At 58.8% G+C, this 14,692-nt stretch carries 14 protein-coding genes and 1 pseudogene; 6 read left to right on the top strand and 9 right to left on the bottom strand.

Annotated features, from left to right (window positions below):
* Positions 1-34: 34 nt before the first annotated feature.
* On the bottom strand, positions 35-2,326 hold the full coding sequence (locus ACFOFO_RS17815; RefSeq protein WP_390332239.1) for a UvrD-helicase domain-containing protein: 2,292 nt from the start codon (positions 2,324-2,326) through the stop codon (positions 35-37).
* Positions 2,327-2,647: 321 nt separating this feature from the next.
* Here ACFOFO_RS17815 and ACFOFO_RS17810 point away from each other — a divergent pair, with 321 nt between their 5' ends.
* Positions 2,648-3,862 (top strand): hypothetical protein, encoded by a 1,215-nt coding sequence (locus tag ACFOFO_RS17810; protein WP_390332236.1) that lies wholly within the window; start codon positions 2,648-2,650, stop codon positions 3,860-3,862.
* Positions 3,863-3,968: 106 nt separating this feature from the next.
* Here ACFOFO_RS17810 and ACFOFO_RS17805 read toward each other — a convergent pair.
* Positions 3,969-4,159: pseudogene (locus tag ACFOFO_RS17805) on the bottom strand (UvrD-helicase domain-containing protein); the annotation flags it as partial.
* Between the two features lie 608 nt (positions 4,160-4,767).
* Here ACFOFO_RS17805 and ACFOFO_RS17800 point away from each other — a divergent pair.
* From ACFOFO_RS17800 to ACFOFO_RS17780, 5 genes are all read left to right on the top strand, one after another.
* Positions 4,768-5,700, top strand: coding sequence for a hypothetical protein (locus ACFOFO_RS17800; protein WP_390332234.1), 933 nt, complete (start codon positions 4,768-4,770; stop codon positions 5,698-5,700).
* A gap of 82 nt (positions 5,701-5,782) precedes the next feature.
* The gene (locus tag ACFOFO_RS17795) at positions 5,783-6,310 is read left to right on the top strand and encodes a nuclear transport factor 2 family protein (RefSeq protein ID WP_390322316.1); all 528 of its coding nucleotides are present in this window, start codon (positions 5,783-5,785) and stop codon (positions 6,308-6,310) included.
* 60 nt (positions 6,311-6,370) lie between these two features.
* Entirely contained in the window at positions 6,371-7,333 is a 963-nt protein-coding gene (locus ACFOFO_RS17790) for a hypothetical protein (RefSeq protein WP_390322315.1), read from the top strand.
* Between the two features lie 166 nt (positions 7,334-7,499).
* A complete protein-coding gene (locus ACFOFO_RS17785; protein ID WP_390322314.1) occupies positions 7,500-8,219 on the top strand; it encodes a DsbC family protein in 720 nt (239 codons plus the stop codon).
* A 212-nt stretch (positions 8,220-8,431) separates the two neighbouring features.
* Positions 8,432-9,316, top strand: coding sequence for an amino acid ABC transporter substrate-binding protein (locus ACFOFO_RS17780; protein ID WP_390332231.1), 885 nt, complete (start codon positions 8,432-8,434; stop codon positions 9,314-9,316).
* Between the two features lie 13 nt (positions 9,317-9,329).
* Here ACFOFO_RS17780 and fghA read toward each other — a convergent pair whose 3' ends face one another.
* The 7 genes from fghA to ACFOFO_RS17745 form a co-directional block, all read right to left on the bottom strand.
* Entirely contained in the window at positions 9,330-10,178 is an 849-nt protein-coding gene (fghA, locus tag ACFOFO_RS17775; RefSeq protein WP_390322312.1) for an S-formylglutathione hydrolase, read from the bottom strand.
* Between the two features lie 158 nt (positions 10,179-10,336).
* Positions 10,337-11,443 carry an S-(hydroxymethyl)glutathione dehydrogenase/class III alcohol dehydrogenase gene (locus ACFOFO_RS17770; RefSeq protein ID WP_390332229.1) on the bottom strand — a complete coding sequence of 369 codons (1,107 nt, stop codon included), beginning with the start codon at positions 11,441-11,443 and terminating at the stop codon, positions 10,337-10,339.
* 104 nt (positions 11,444-11,547) lie between these two features.
* Positions 11,548-12,156, bottom strand: a complete 609-nt coding sequence (gene thiE, locus ACFOFO_RS17765; protein WP_390322311.1) for a thiamine phosphate synthase — start codon at positions 12,154-12,156, stop codon at positions 11,548-11,550.
* Entirely contained in the window at positions 12,153-12,992 is an 840-nt protein-coding gene (gene thiD / locus ACFOFO_RS17760; protein ID WP_390322310.1) for a bifunctional hydroxymethylpyrimidine kinase/phosphomethylpyrimidine kinase, read from the bottom strand. Before thiD ends, thiE begins: the two co-directional genes overlap by 4 nt.
* Before the next feature lie 11 nt (positions 12,993-13,003).
* Positions 13,004-13,801 carry a thiazole synthase gene (locus tag ACFOFO_RS17755; protein ID WP_390322309.1) on the bottom strand — a complete coding sequence of 266 codons (798 nt, stop codon included), beginning with the start codon at positions 13,799-13,801 and terminating at the stop codon, positions 13,004-13,006.
* A gap of 88 nt (positions 13,802-13,889) precedes the next feature.
* Positions 13,890-14,093, bottom strand: a complete 204-nt coding sequence (gene thiS, locus ACFOFO_RS17750) for a sulfur carrier protein ThiS (RefSeq protein ID WP_390322308.1) — start codon at positions 14,091-14,093, stop codon at positions 13,890-13,892.
* 16 nt (positions 14,094-14,109) lie between these two features.
* Positions 14,110-14,692: phosphomethylpyrimidine synthase ThiC (locus ACFOFO_RS17745; RefSeq protein WP_390332226.1), on the bottom strand; the 583-nt coding region annotated here is incomplete at its 5' end.

Below are 14,692 nucleotides of genomic sequence, written 5' to 3'. Positions count from 1 at the left end.
CACGCCGGACCAATGTCAACTCCGTCATCCGGCTTCAGCCGAGTTTTTCCAGCTTCGCCACACCCAGATCCAGCAACTTCATCCCGTGCCGCCCAAAATTGATGTGCGCGCGCGCATTACCGCCGCCGCCTTCGATATCGACGATCACCCCTTCGCCGAATTTCTGATGCGCGACCGACTCGCCGATGCGCCAGCCGATATCCTTGTGGCCGATCTGGCGCGCGACCTTGTTATGATTTGCGCCTGCTTCCGGCACGTCGTCCCATGCCGATTTTTGCGCGGCCGACCAGTGATGCGCGATCTTCGGCGACAGCCACTTCAGCGCCGCTTCCGGCAGCTCGTCGAAGAAGCGCGAGCGCAGGTGGTAACGGGTCTGACCGTGCAGCATCCGGGTCTGCGCAAAGCACATGTACAGACGCTGCCTGGCGCGCGTTATCGCCACATACATCAGGCGCCGCTCCTCCTCGACACCGCCCTCGGCCAGCGCGCTGTTCTCATGCGGGAACAGGCCCTCTTCCAGCCCGGTGATAAAGACCGCGTCGAACTCCAGCCCCTTGGACGCATGCACCGTCATCAGCTGCAGCGCGTCCTGCCCGGCCTGGGCCTGATTGTCGCCGGCCTCCAGCGACGCGTGCGACAGGAAGGCCGACAGCGGCGACATCACAGTCGCCAGCGGCGCGTCGGCATCGACGATCTCAATCCCATCACCACTGACGATCGCACTGCCGGCAGCCTGTGCCTTGGGCCCGAGAAAGGCCGGCGCATCGCGGCCGAAGCCTTCTTCCGAAACGAACAGTGTGGCGGCGCTGACCAGCTGTTCCAGGTTCTCGATCCGGTCGGCGCCCTCTTTTTCATTCTGGTAATGCGTCAGGAGCGTGCTGGCATCGAGCACCACCTGCACCATTTCCGCCAGTGGCAGATGCTGGCTCTCGAAGCGCGCGCCCTCGATCAGGCGCACGAATCCGTTCAGCGTCGAGCCGGCCTTGCCGGCCACGTAGGGCACTGCCGCATACAGCGAGATGCGATGCTGCTGGGCCGCGTCCTGTAACTGTTCCAACGCACGCGCACCGATACCACGGGTCGGGAAATTGACCACCCGCAGGAAAGCTGAATCGTTGTGCGGATTGTCCATCAGCTGCAGATAGGCGATCGCATGCTTGACCTCGGCGCGCTGAAAATAGCGTTGGCCGCCGTACACATGGTAAGGAATCCCGGCCGAAAACAGCGCATGCTCGATCACCCGCGACTGTGCGTTGGATCGGTACAGCACCGCGATCTCGTTGCGCGCCGCGCCTTCTGCGATCAGGCTCTTGCTCTCCTCGATGATCCATTGCGCCTCCTGCAAGTCGCTGCTGGCCTCGTAGATCCGCACCGGCTCTCCGTGGCCGGCATCGGTCCGCAGATTCTTGCCCAGGCGCTTGCTGTTGTTCGCGATCAGCGTATTGGCACTATCCAGGATGTGGCCGTGCGAGCGGTAATTCTGTTCCAGCTTGATCAGGTTCTGTACCGCGAATTCGCGTTCGAATGCGCCCATGTTGCCGACGTTGGCGCCGCGGAACGCGTAGATGCTCTGATCGTCGTCGCCGACCGCAAACACCGCGGCGCCGTTTTCTCGCCCTTGGCCGGACATCAGCTTGAGCCATTTGTATTGCAGGTCGTTGGTATCCTGGAACTCGTCGACCAGAACATGGCGGAAACGCGCCTGATAATGTTCGCGCAGCGGTTGGTTGCGACTCAGCAGCTCGTAGCTGCGCAACAGCAGCTCGGCAAAATCGACCACACCTTCGCGCTGGCATTGACCATCGTAGATATCGTACAACTCGACCAGCTTGCGGTTGTAATCGTCATACGCCTCGACAGCCTGCGCGCGCAGGCCCTGATCCTTGGCGCCGTTGATGAAGTACATCACGTTTTTCGGCGGATATTTTTCATCGTCGACATTGAGCGTCTTCAGCATCCGCTTGATCATCGACAACTGGTCTTGCGAGTCCAGGATCTGGAAGGTCTGCGGCAAACCGGCATCGCGGTAATGCGCGCGCAACAAGCGATTGCACAAGCCATGAAAGGTGCCGATCCACATGCCGCGCGTATTGATCGGCAGCATGGCCGACAGGCGCGCCATCATTTCTTTCGACGCTTTGTTGGTAAAGGTGACGGCCAGGATGCCGGACGGTGACACCTGTCCGGTCTGGATCAGCCAGGCGATCCGCGTCGTCAGGACACGGGTTTTGCCGGACCCGGCGCCGGCCAGGATCAACGCGGATTGCGACGGTAGAGTGACGGCGGCGAGCTGTTCCGGATTGAGATTGTGAAGGAGGTTTTGCATCCTGCGATTATAGCCGGGTGGCGGTCATGACCGAAGCGGTCCACCCGGCGCGGTACGGATAACGCGCTGTGAGCAGTGGCAAACGCACGCGGCAAACGCGGGGGCAATTGCATTCTGGAAATGCTCCGTAGCATCGTAAAAATAATTGATCTTTGTCAATGAATACAATTGCATTTTTTTCAATTTGCGGAGTAGACTTTTGAGCAATAAAAGGTCCGTCACCGTCCCCCGCGACGGCAAGAACAGGTAACAACAGGCAATATCAGGACCGCCCGAGCCGCCTGCCCGAACGACAGCATAGGCATTCCATCAGGAGGAAGCATGATGTCCAGCCACAACCGCTTCGTCCGATTTCGCAGCATCCTGGCCGCGCGCCCTCCTGCCATCCAGCTGATTCCCACGCTAGCACCACCGCCGCATCTCGATCCCGCTCTTGTAATGCTCGGGATCGCTATAGGCGATGTATCGCCCGGCACTTTTGCACCGGTCGATGTAGCGCCGACACCCGAGAAAGTCGATCACTATCAAGGGTGGCAGTCACTGAACCAGCCTGCGTTGAACACATCGACCGGGTCACTCTATAGCCATAAACGGAGAGAAATAATGAAACTGAATCGCAATTTGATGCTGCTGGCGGTTTCATGCGCCTTTGCCAGCGTTGCCAGCGCCGGCGCCGTGCGCGAATCGTCCGACTCGATGTACAAGCCGACCGGCAAAGGCTGGGGAGAACTCGATCTCGACACCCAGAGCCATCCGCAAAAAGCTGCCACGCTGAAAGCCCAGCGTCGCAGAAGCGATCTGAGTTACCAGGGCGGTCCGGTGATGACAGCGCCGAAAAAGGTTTATTACATCTGGTACGGCGCCAACTGGGACACGGAGTCCAAAAAAGTCTTGAACAATCTGGCGCAAAGCATCGGCGGCTCGCCTTATTTCAACATCAACTCGACCTATCACGACAAAGCCGGCACGCCCGTCCAGAACGTGGTTACCTACGCCGGCGAATTCATAGACAACGGCTCGTTAGGCCCACAATTGTCTGATGCGAATATCCAAAGTATCGTCTCAAGCGCGATCACCTCCCACGCCTTGCCGTCCGATGCGGATGGCGTATACATGGTGCTGACCGATAAGTACACCACTGCAACCTCTGGCTTCTGTACCCAGTATTGCGGCTGGCATACCCACGCAACGATCGGCGGCAAGGACATCAAGTACGCCTTCATCGGCAATCCTGAAACGCAATGCCCGGCCGGTTGCGGCGTCAACAATCCAACGCTGAACGGCACGCCCGGTGCCGATGCCATGGCCAGCGTCCTTGCCCACGAACTGGAAGAGGCGGTCACCGATCCCGATCTGAACGCTTGGTATTCCCTGCAAAGCGGGATGGAAAACGCCGATAAATGCGCATGGAATTTCGGCACCACTTCCACCTCCAATGGCGCTGCCTACAATCAGACTTTCGGTACCATGAAATATCTGATCCAGCAAAACTGGACGCTCCTGCCTAGCCAAGCCTGCGCCCAGCACTATCCCTGATAGTTCAAGACCGCTTGATTAGAGCGAAGCCGTCGCAGAGCGCTCTGCGACGGCTTTTTACATGTCGCAGATGGTTGTTCGCATCGCAGTAAATTCACTATATTCAGCCGATCCACATGCCGCGGGTATTAATCGGCAGCATGGCCGACAGGCGCGCCAACATTTCTCTCGACGCTGTGTTGGCAAAGGTGACGGCCTGGATGCCGGACGGTGACACGGCCCGGTCCGGATCAGCCAGGCGACCCGCGTGCTCAGCACATGGGTTTTGCCGGCCCGGGCGCGCACCGCATGACGCACTTCGCATGATCCAACGCAGCCACCAGCCGATACACGGCACGTTGTTTTTCAGCCTAAAAAAAAGCCAAGTCATTGATTTTACTGAAGAGCAATAAATGTTCAGACTGACAATTACTGAAGAGTAATAAATGTTCAGACTGACAATAAATGTAGTTGCTTATTTCCAATATTGCGGCGTACACTGTTCGCTGCCAATTGAACAAGACTTTACCGTCGCGATTGCCAGAGAACAGAAATGCTGCACCAGAGCCATCGATTGATCGACTTATCGGCTCCCAAGACAGCACATCCGAATTCCGCCAGGAGGAATCACATGATGTCACGCACCAGCCGCATCCCGCTGCTCAACCGTCACGCGACGTCACGACCTCCCGCGCCGCCCAATCTTCCCTAAGCCTCGCTGCACCACCGAATTTCAGCCCGGACGCATGATGCAAACGTCCGGGTTGTTATAGGCGTATTTGTCGTCCCGCCATGCTGCACGGCTGGCCGAATCAAGTCGCCGACTCTCGACGAAGACAAAATCTTTTGAGGGAGACCGAAACCGTCCGATCCTCGCTAAAGGTTCGGCCGGATCAACTCATTTTTACAAAAACATGGAGAGAAGAATGGCATTGAATCGCAAATTAATGTTGTTGGCAGTTTCCTGCGCCTTCGCTAGCGTAGCGACTGCCGGGACCGTACGTGACACCGGTGACTCGGTCTACAAACCGACAGGTAAAGGCTGGGGCGAACTCGACCTCGACGCGCAGACCCACGCCCAAAAGGCCGCGACGCTCAAGGCACAGCGGACCGCCAACCTGACTCTGCAAAGCGGTCCGGTGATGACAGCGCCGAAGAACGTCTACTACATCTGGTACGGTGCCAACTGGGACGCAGCCTCGAAAAACGTCCTGACCAACGCTGGTCAGAACATCGGCGGCTCGCCTTATTTCAACATCAACTCGACCTATTACGACCATGCTGGCACCCACGTCCAGAACGTCGTCACCTACGCTGGTACTGCCACTGACAACGGCTCATTAGGCACACAATTGTCTGACGTAAATATTCAGACCATCGTGTCCAATGCGATCGGCTCCGGCGCCCTGCCATCGGATACCAATGGTATCTACTTTGTCATGACCGACAAGAACACCACTGCGACCTCGGGCTTCTGTACTCAGTATTGCGGCTGGCATACCAATGCAACGATCGGCGGCAAGGACATCAAGTACTCGTTCGTCGGCAATCCTGAGACGCAATGCCCGGCTGGCTGCGGCGCCAGTACACCTAGTCCTAACAACACGCCTGGTGCCGACGCGATGGCCAGCATCTTTGCCCATGAACTGGAAGAAGCCACCACCGATCCAGACGGCAACGCTTGGTACGCACTGAGCAACGGCATGGAAAATGGCGACAAATGTGCCTGGAATTTCGGCACTACGTCAACCGCCTCCAATGGTGCAAAATACAATCAGACCTTCGGCACAATGAAATATCTGATTCAGCAAAACTGGACGCTGCTGCCGGCACAAGCCTGCGCTCAGCATTATCCTTAATAGCTATACTGTTGTAATCTAAGCAGACCAGCCGTCGCAGAGCAATCTGCGACGGCTCATTTCACCGCATAGACAGATATCAATGAAAAAACTTGCCAGCCTATTCACGCTGTTGATGACCGTCTCGCTGTTGAGCGTCGCAGCCGAACCGCCCGCGACCGTGCAGCGGGTCGTTCCAACCGTCACCCGTACGGTACAACTCTTCAGTACGCTGGAAAATGACTGGATCGATGCGGTACAGAGCCGCGATACCGCGACCATCAAGAAAATCCTGTCCGACAATTTTGAATTGCGCACTTCGGCCGTTCCCGGCCAGCCGACACCGCGCGATGAATCAATCCGCCGCTCACTGACCGATGCACCATTTGCTTCGACCATCGAACAGATGGCAGCGCATGAATACGGCAACGTGATTGTGGTGAGTTTTTTGTGGAAGCTCGACGTTCCGCCATCGAGTCCGCTGCCGCAGCGGATCTTTGTGGTCGACACCTGGAAGCAGGTTGACGGCAACTGGCAGGTCAGCACACGCTATGCTTCACCGGTTGACGCACCGGCAAAGAAAGTCCCCGGCGCAGACGTGACGGAACCAGTCATCAAGAAGAAGATTTGATCCCGTCTGCATTGACCGCTGAAGACGCCCACCGATACCCGATCATATGGGCGACCGCGCATGCCTATCCTAATCATTAACAGACGTCTGGTTGTATTGGCGTGTGCCGCCATCATCATCGGCATCGCGCTCTATGCGCGGCAGCCGGACGCTGAACCAAGCACGACTGCGGTGACCGAAGTGCCTGCAGCGCCAGTCGCACGCTACGGGCCCGGTGCGTGGACGGAACCGACCAGGCCGCCCTCAATTCAGGCTGGCAGCGAGTACGGCACGGCGCCGCCGGCCGGCCTTGCAGCCGCCGCTGATCAGCAACTGGTCGTCAACCTCGCGCTGCGCGACGTATTCGATCATTTTTTGCTGAGCGGGCCAGACGGCGACAGTGCGTCGCGCCAAAGCGAATTGATCGCCTACCTAAGAAGCAAATTACCCGCACGCGCCTGCGACGAAGCCGCCCCCATCCTGCAGCACTATCTGGCGTATATGACCGCTCACGACAATCTGCTGGCGCGGCAGCAACTCGCTGCGCCGGTGGCAGGCACCACCATGTCGCCCCAGGACATCGGGCGCATGAATACATGGGTGGAACAACGCGCCAGGCTCAGGCAAAACATGCTGGGACCCGACGTCGCGCGTGCCTGGTATCAGGACGAGGAGATGCAGCTGCAACAAATCCTGGCTGACCTGCAGCAGCGCAACGACGGTACGGCGCCAGGCGATGCCAGTGCGCAGGAGCGCGACGGCAACGCCATGCACAACATGCATATTTACGGGGTCAATCAAGCCGCACGACTGGAACGTCAGCGCCAAGAAGCGATCGACAAGGCCCGCCAGAGTTTTGCGACACGGGCGCGCGAAGAACGTGAGTGGTCTATCCGCTATGCGAACTTCCGTCACGCCGCCGAGCTAATCATGCGGCAAGACGGCATCAGCGCAGTCGAACGCCAGACCAGGGTTGAGACGTTACGCGCACAGTTTTTTGCGAGCGATGCCGAGCGGCTGCGCTCGATGGGCATGGGCATCTAGTGATCGGCAGCGAGTTGACGTGCAGCAGCATGATGTCGGGACAGATTCAGCAGTTTCACCGATTGGGTAGACGACTGCGATCTTAGGCATGCCACTAGGGTCGATTGCAACAACACCATTCTTTACACCGTCCCCGAGTAACGATTTAAAAAACGACAGGCACAACATGAACTGGACCAACAAGCTGGCACTCGCGATCTTAAGTATGGCCGCCGCCATCGCATCGGCCGAGACAGCCCAAGAAGCGCAGATCAAAAAATTGATCGAACCCAAGATGGGTATCAATATCAAGGTCGATTCGGTCACCAAGACGCCCTACGGCAGCCTGTTTGAAATCCGCACCAACGGCGACATCTTCTACACCGATGAAAATGCGGAATACCTGATCGTCGGCAAGGTGATCGATACCACGACCTACAAGGACCTGACCCAGGCGCGGGTCGATGAGATCGCAACGATCAATTTTGCCGAGCTGCCACTCGATGCTGCGATCAAGACGGTAAAAGGCAATGGCAAGCGCGTCATGGCGGTGTTCGAAGACCCGAATTGCCCTTACTGCAAAAAGCTGCATCACACCTTGCAAGGTATCGACAACGTGACGGTATATACCTTCCTGCTCAATATCCTGTCGGACGATTCCGCGGTTAAGTCGAAAAATATCTGGTGCTCGGCCGATCGCAGCAAGGCATGGAGCGACTGGATACTGAACGGCAAGCCGGCACCGACAGTCGCGGCGAACTGCCCGACACCGAACGACAAGGTGCTGGCGCTCGGCAAGAAGCTGCGGATCGCCGGCACGCCCACTGTCTACTTTTCTGATGGCAGCCGCACCGGCAGCGCGCTCGATGCCAAATCGCTGGAGGACAAGCTGGCATCGATCAGGTAAGACCCGCTCCAGCTGCGCGACGACATGGTCCCGCACCCACCCAATAACGTCGCAAATTTGTCACACCTGCCAAAAAAAACCGCACTGACTGGAAGTCCTGATATATTGGCGCCGGGCAAATTTTATCCCGGTTAAATTTCCGGTCACCTTATTTTGCGGCGCCCAGGCGCCCGCAGAGCGGCGACCGGCAGCGACTCATTGGAGCTTCTTTTATGCGTGGTGTGACCAAGCATGGTTTGACCTTGCTATGTATTCTGGCGCCGCTGGCCGCAACGGCAGGCGACACCCTGGGCAAGATTCGCGACAGTCAGAGCATCACGCTCGCGTATCGACAGACCGCCCCGTTTTCCTACACCAATGAAAACAAGCAGATCGTCGGCTATTCAATCGACATGTGCCTGAAAATCGCCGAAGCGGTCAAACGCGAACTAAAGCTGCCGAACTTGAAAGTGGCGTATCTGCCGGTCGATTCGGCCACCCGTTTCTCCAGCATCATCGAAGGCAAGGCCGATCTGGAATGTGGATCGACCACCAATAACGCCGACCGCCGTACCCGGGTCGGCTTTACCGTGCCGCACTTCTTTTCCAGCGTACGAATGCTGGTGAAGAACAACAAGGGCATAAAGAACTGGTCGGACCTGAAGGACAAGACCATCGTCATTACCAAGAGCACCACCACCATTGATCTGGTCAATGACCGCAGCAATGTGCGCGCGCTCAATATCAAGGTGTTGGAAAGTCAGGACGACGGCGAAGCATTCGCATTCATCGAGCAGGGCAAGGCCGATGCCTTCCCGATGGACGACGTGCTGCTGTACAGCCTGCGCTCGACTGCAAAGAATCCTGCCACCTTTACCGTACTCGGCGATCCGCTGTCAGTCGAACCGTACTCGCTGATGTTGCGCAAGGACGATCCGGCCTTCAAAAAGCTGGTCGATCGCGAGATGGTACGCCTGATCAATGAAGGTGAATTCCAGAAAATGTATAGCTACTGGTTCACTCAGCCGACCGGCCCCAAAGGCACCAATATGAGCATGCCGATGGGTTATCTGCTGCGCGATTCATTGCGCTATCCGTCCGACAAGACCGGCGAATAATGGCCAGCCCCTGTCAGGCAGCGCTCAGCTGGGCCTGATGAAACGCGATGTGGTCCTCGATAAAGGACGCGATGAAGTAATAGCCGTGATCGTAGCCGACGTGGCGGCGTAGCGTCAGCGGCTGCTGCGCCGCGTTGCACGCTGACTCGAACTGTTCGGGCATTAATTGCACCTGCAGGAACTTGTCGCTCAACCCCTGGTCGATCAGTATTCCTCGCGGAAACGGCGCTTGCCGCTTCCGCATCAGCTCGCTGGCATCGTATTGCTGCCAGGTCGTCGTGTCGTCGCCCAAATATCGGCTGAATGCCTTCTGCCCCCACGAACACCGCATCGGCGCGCAGATCGGCGCAAATGCCGACACCGAACGAAACAGATCCGGATGCCGCAGCGCCAGCACCAGTGCGCCATGGCCACCCATCGAATGACCAAACAGGCCCAGCCTGTCTGGCTGCGCCGGAAATTGATCGAGGATTAGCTGGCGCAACTCATGCACGATGTACGACTCCATCCGGAAATGTGCCGACCACGGTGCGGCCGTTGCATCCAGATAGAAGCCGGCGCCGGTGCCGAAGTCCCAGTTGTCGGCCTCGCCGGAGATGCCGGTCTGACGCGGGCTGGTGTCGGGCGCAACCAGCATGATGCCGTGCTGCGCAGCAAAGCGCTGGGCGCCCGCCTTGATCATGAAGGTTTCTTCGGTACAGGTCAGACCGGCCAGATAGAACAGCACCGGCACCGGACCGTGCTGCGCCTGCGGCGGTTGGTACACCGAGAACTGCATCGGCAAGCCAATCTGTGACGATGTGTGGCGGTAAAAACCTTGCAGGCCGCCGAAGCAGGCATGTTCGCTGAGTCGTTCTAGCATGTTCATCCATTCGTCCGAGCTACTCGATCAGCATCTTCTTGATCGGGACTTTCGCAAAATGCATAATTTCGTAGGATGGGTGAAACCCATCATTGAGCGCGCAGAGAAAAAGATGGGTTGCGCCCATCCTACAGACTCTCTCGTTTGCGTAAGTCCCGTTAGTAAATCACCACCGAGCGGATCGACTCGCCGCGCTTCATCAGATCGAAGCCTTCGTTGATCCGCTCCAGCGGCAGCCTGTGCGTGATCAGGTCGTCGATATTGAGCTTGCCTTCCATATACCAGTCGACAATCTTCGGCACATCGGTGCGGCCACGCGCGCCACCAAAGGCCGAGCCTTTCCAGACCCGGCCGGTGACCAGCTGGAACGGGCGCGTGCTGATTTCTGCTCCGCCCGGTGCGACGCCAATGATGATCGACTGGCCCCAACCCTTGTGACAGCATTCCAGCGCCTGGCGCATAGTGTCGACGTTGCCGATACATTCGAAGCTGTAATCGGCGCCGCCATCGGTCAGGCCGATGATCGCATCGACCACGTTGTCGATTGCACTCGGATTGATGAAATCGGTCATGCCGAATTTGCGCGCCATTGCCTCGCGCCCCGGATTGATGTCGACACCGATGATCTTGTTGGCACCAACCATGCGCGCCGCCTGGATCACGTTCAGCCCGATGCCGCCGAGTCCGAACACAACGACGTTGGCACCGGCTTCCACTTTCGCGGTAAACAGCACCGCGCCGACGCCGGTGGTGACGCCGCAACCGATATAGCACACCTTGTCGAACGGCGCATCGCTACGGATTTTTGCCAGTGCGATTTCAGGCACCACGATGTAATTCGAAAACGTCGACGTGCCCATGTAGTGAAAGATCGGCTTGCCGTCGATCGAAAACCGACTGGTCGCGTCCGGCATCAGACCGCGGCCCTGGGTCGAACGGATCGACTGGCACAGATTGGTCTTTTGCGACAGGCAGAATTTACACTGGCGACATTCAGGCGTATATAACGGGATCACGTGATCGTCCTTTTTCAGGCTCTTCACATCCGGTCCGACGTCGACCACCACGCCCGCGCCTTCATGCCCCAGGATCGCCGGGAAGATGCCTTCCGGATCGGCACCGGACAGGGTGTAGTAGTCGGTATGACAAATCCCGGCGGCCTTGATTTCGACCAGCACTTCGCCGGCCTTGGGACCGCCTAACTCGACTTCTTCTATCGTCAGCGGCTGACCCGCCTTCCATGCAATTGCTGCCTTGGTTTTCATTTGCGTCCTCGCTCAGATTGCGATTCAGGAGCGCCGCCCAATTGAACGGCATCTTGCAGTAATGCCCGAATAATTATTAGCACGCCATCTCGCAGTGGAAAAGGCTAGCGGAACAGCTCTGCAAAACCGCGAGCCGCAGCCTCGGGGTCGTCCGCCAAATAAACGCTGCTGATCGCCGCCACCATGTCGGCGCCATAGGCCACCAGCGGCGCGGCATTTTCCTGGGTCATGCCGCCTATCACCACGTTCGGCAATGGAATCTGCGCCTTTGCCTGGCTAACGATATCAAACGGCGTGGTGACCGGATATTTTTTCACACGCGACGGATAGAAGCCGCCAAACGCGACATAGCTAGCACCCGCGCGATGCGCGTCATGCGCCAGCTGCAGGCTGCCGTAGCAGGAGGCGCCGACGATCTTGTCGGTGCCAAGGGCGGCGCGCACTTGCGCCACTGTTGCATCAGTGCCGCCGACGTGCACGCCATCGGCATCGAGCGCGACGCATAGTTCAACGAAATCATTGATGATCAGGGGCCTTTGAAAACGACGGCACAGCGCTAGTAGCGCTTGTGCCTGCTCGTGCCGCAATGCATCGCTGGCGGTCTTGTGCCGATATTGCAGCAGCGCCGCACCGCCGCGCAGGGCTGCTTCGGTCGTTGCCAATAATTTTCCCGTGTCATCCCAGTCGGGTGTGACCAGATACAGTCCGTTCATCGGTGTTCCTGTGTAATAAATGTGGCCGAACGGTCGGGCATGCGCTGGCCGTCGGCGATGCTATACGAAGTTGCCAAGGCATGATGGCAATAGTCCTGGGCCGCCGCGATCGCATCGGCCATCGACTCGCCGCACGCCAGACGCGCAGCGATTGCCGACGCCAGCGTGCAACCGCTACCATGGAAGCTGCCGGGCAGCCGCCGCCATTGCCAGCTATTGGCGCTCTTGGCGCTATTGGTGCCATCGAAGCCGACGCCGTCGGCATACCAGTGATTGCGTACGATGTCGTCGCTGCCGTGTCCGCCCTTGATCAACACATTGCCGCAACCGCATTGCAGCAGCGCGCGTGCCTGCGCCTGTTGCGTCAAGCCGGCGCCACACAATTTTGCCGCTTCCGGCAAATTAGGTGTGATCAGGGTCGCCAGCGGTAACAGCGGCGCGATCGCCTGCACCGCGTCATCGGTGGTCAGCGTATCGCCGTGGCCGCTGGCGAGCACCGGATCGAGCACCACCGGCAGCGACGGATTGACCTGGCGCAAGGCGCCGATCAGATCAGCAATGGCAGCGGCATTGGCGCGATTGCCGACGATGCCGATCTTGACTGCGGCAATCCCGATCTTGGCGATCAGCGCTTCGGCCTGCTGGCGCAGCAATTCGGCGGACACCGGCTGCACGGCAAACACGCGGTCGTTGTCCTGCACCGTCAGCGCCGTGATGACCGTCAAAGGATGGGCGCCATTCGCCGCGATCGCCTGGATATCTGCTGTGATGCCGGCGCCGCCGCTGGGGTCGGCGCCGGCGAATACCAGCACGCAAGGGCGTCGCAAGTGGTCCATCACACCTGCCGTCAAGCCACGCGGCCTGCCATCGGCGACGACGGCGAGGCGGCAAAGCGTTTCGGAATCCGGCCCGCCAGGAACGCATCGCGCCCGGCTTCAACCGCCAGCTTCATCGCACGCGCCATCCGGACCGGGTCCCGCGCGCCGGCGATCGCGGTGTTCATCAACACGCCGTCGCAACCGAGCTCCATCGCAATCGCCGCATCCGACGCGGTGCCGACGCCGGCATCGACGATCACCGGTACGCTGGCCTGTTCGATGATCAGCGACAGGTTCCACGGATTCAGGATGCCCATGCCGGAGCCGATCAGCGACGCCAACGGCATGATCGCGACGCAGCCGATCTGTTCCAGCATCCGGGCCTGGATCGGATCGTCACTGCAATACACCATCACGTCGAAGCCGTCCGCCACCAGCGTCTCGGCCGCCTTCAAGGTCTCCGGCATGTTGGGAAACAGCGTCTTCTCGTCGCCCAGCACCTCGAGCTTGACCAGCTTGTGGCCGTTGAGTAATTCACGTGCCAATTGCAGCGTGTAGACCGCATCCTTGGCGTTGTAGCAGCCGGCTGTGTTTGGCAGGATCGTGAATTCGGACGGCGGCACCACTTCCAGCAGACTCGGCGCATTCGGGTCCTGCCCAATGTTGACGCGCCGGATCGCCACCGTGATGATGTCGGCGCCGCTGGCCAGGGTCGCTTCGCGCGTTTGCGCCAGATCCTTGTATTTGCCACTGCCAACCAGCAACCGCGAACGGTAGGTGGTGCCCGCGATGGTCAGCTTATGGTCGTTTGCATAGTTGTCGAACATTTTCATCTCCACAAAAACGGCGTATCTGGTCGTCGCGCCTGGTGATATTTCGTAGATCGAGCATCAGCTCGAGCTACAGACAGGACGATCAACCGCCGCCAATCGCCCGCACGATATCGACCCGATCCTGCGGTTGCAAGCTGCGTTGCGGCCATTGCTGGCGCGGCACAACTTGCCTGTTGATGGCCACAGCGACGCCTTTCCCGGCCAAGTCCAGCGACGCGATCAGCGCCTCCAGACTGTGCGGGGCTGGCACCGGATGCGGCACACCATTGAGTTCAATCGTTATCATTGCGCCCCCGCATCCGTCACTGCTTGCGATAGATTTCCGCGCCGCTCTTGATGAACTCGACCGACTTCACTTCCATCCCCTGCTTGAGCGCAGCAATCTCGCTGATGCCCTGCTTGGCCGCGTATTCGCGCACTTCCTGCGTGATCTTCATCGAGCAGAAATGCGGGCCGCACATCGAGCAGAAATGGGCCACCTTGGCCGAATCCTTGGGCAAGGTTTCGTCGTGGAATTCGCGCGCCTTGTCCGGATCGAGACCGATATTGAATTGATCGTCCCAGCGGAATTCAAAACGTGCCTTCGACAGCGCATTGTCGCGAATCTGGGCGCCGGGGTGACCCTTGGCCAGATCGGCGGCGTGGGCCGCGATCTTGTAGGTGATGATGCCGTCCTTGACGTCGACCTTGTTCGGCAGCCCCAGATGCTCTTTCGGCGTGACATAGCACAGCATCGCGGTGCCGTACCAGCCGATCTGGGCGGCGCCGATGCCGGACGTGATGTGGTCGTAGCCCGGTGCGATGTCGGTGGTCAGGGGGCCCAGCGTGTAGAACGGCGCCTCGTGGCATTGTTCCAGTTGCAGGTCCATGTTTTCCTTGATCAGG

The organism is Pseudundibacterium arcticum, assembly GCF_042646465.1.
In the GTDB taxonomy this organism is placed as follows: domain Bacteria; phylum Pseudomonadota; class Gammaproteobacteria; order Burkholderiales; family Burkholderiaceae_D; genus Undibacterium_A; species Undibacterium_A arcticum.
This window is presented reverse-complemented; position numbering and strand designations above follow the sequence as displayed.

What these genes read in the sequence shown, in the direction of transcription:
- ACFOFO_RS17815 (WP_390332239.1), bottom strand. Translation starts at nt 2,326, where the DNA reads ATGCAAAACCTCCTTCACAATCTCAATCCGGAACAGCTCGCCGCCGTC.
- ACFOFO_RS17810 (WP_390332236.1), top strand. Translation starts at nt 2,648, where the DNA reads ATGATGTCCAGCCACAACCGCTTCGTCCGATTTCGCAGCATCCTGGCC.
- ACFOFO_RS17800 (WP_390332234.1), top strand. Translation starts at nt 4,768, where the DNA reads ATGGCATTGAATCGCAAATTAATGTTGTTGGCAGTTTCCTGCGCCTTC.
- ACFOFO_RS17795 (WP_390322316.1), top strand. Translation starts at nt 5,783, where the DNA reads ATGAAAAAACTTGCCAGCCTATTCACGCTGTTGATGACCGTCTCGCTG.
- ACFOFO_RS17790 (WP_390322315.1), top strand. Translation starts at nt 6,371, where the DNA reads ATGCCTATCCTAATCATTAACAGACGTCTGGTTGTATTGGCGTGTGCC.
- ACFOFO_RS17785 (WP_390322314.1), top strand. Translation starts at nt 7,500, where the DNA reads ATGAACTGGACCAACAAGCTGGCACTCGCGATCTTAAGTATGGCCGCC.
- ACFOFO_RS17780 (WP_390332231.1), top strand. Translation starts at nt 8,432, where the DNA reads ATGCGTGGTGTGACCAAGCATGGTTTGACCTTGCTATGTATTCTGGCG.
- fghA (WP_390322312.1), bottom strand. Translation starts at nt 10,178, where the DNA reads ATGCTAGAACGACTCAGCGAACATGCCTGCTTCGGCGGCCTGCAAGGT.
- ACFOFO_RS17770 (WP_390332229.1), bottom strand. Translation starts at nt 11,443, where the DNA reads ATGAAAACCAAGGCAGCAATTGCATGGAAGGCGGGTCAGCCGCTGACG.
- thiE (WP_390322311.1), bottom strand. Translation starts at nt 12,156, where the DNA reads ATGAACGGACTGTATCTGGTCACACCCGACTGGGATGACACGGGAAAA.
- thiD (WP_390322310.1), bottom strand. Translation starts at nt 12,992, where the DNA reads ATGGACCACTTGCGACGCCCTTGCGTGCTGGTATTCGCCGGCGCCGAC.
- ACFOFO_RS17755 (WP_390322309.1), bottom strand. Translation starts at nt 13,801, where the DNA reads ATGTTCGACAACTATGCAAACGACCATAAGCTGACCATCGCGGGCACC.
- thiS (WP_390322308.1), bottom strand. Translation starts at nt 14,093, where the DNA reads ATGATAACGATTGAACTCAATGGTGTGCCGCATCCGGTGCCAGCCCCG.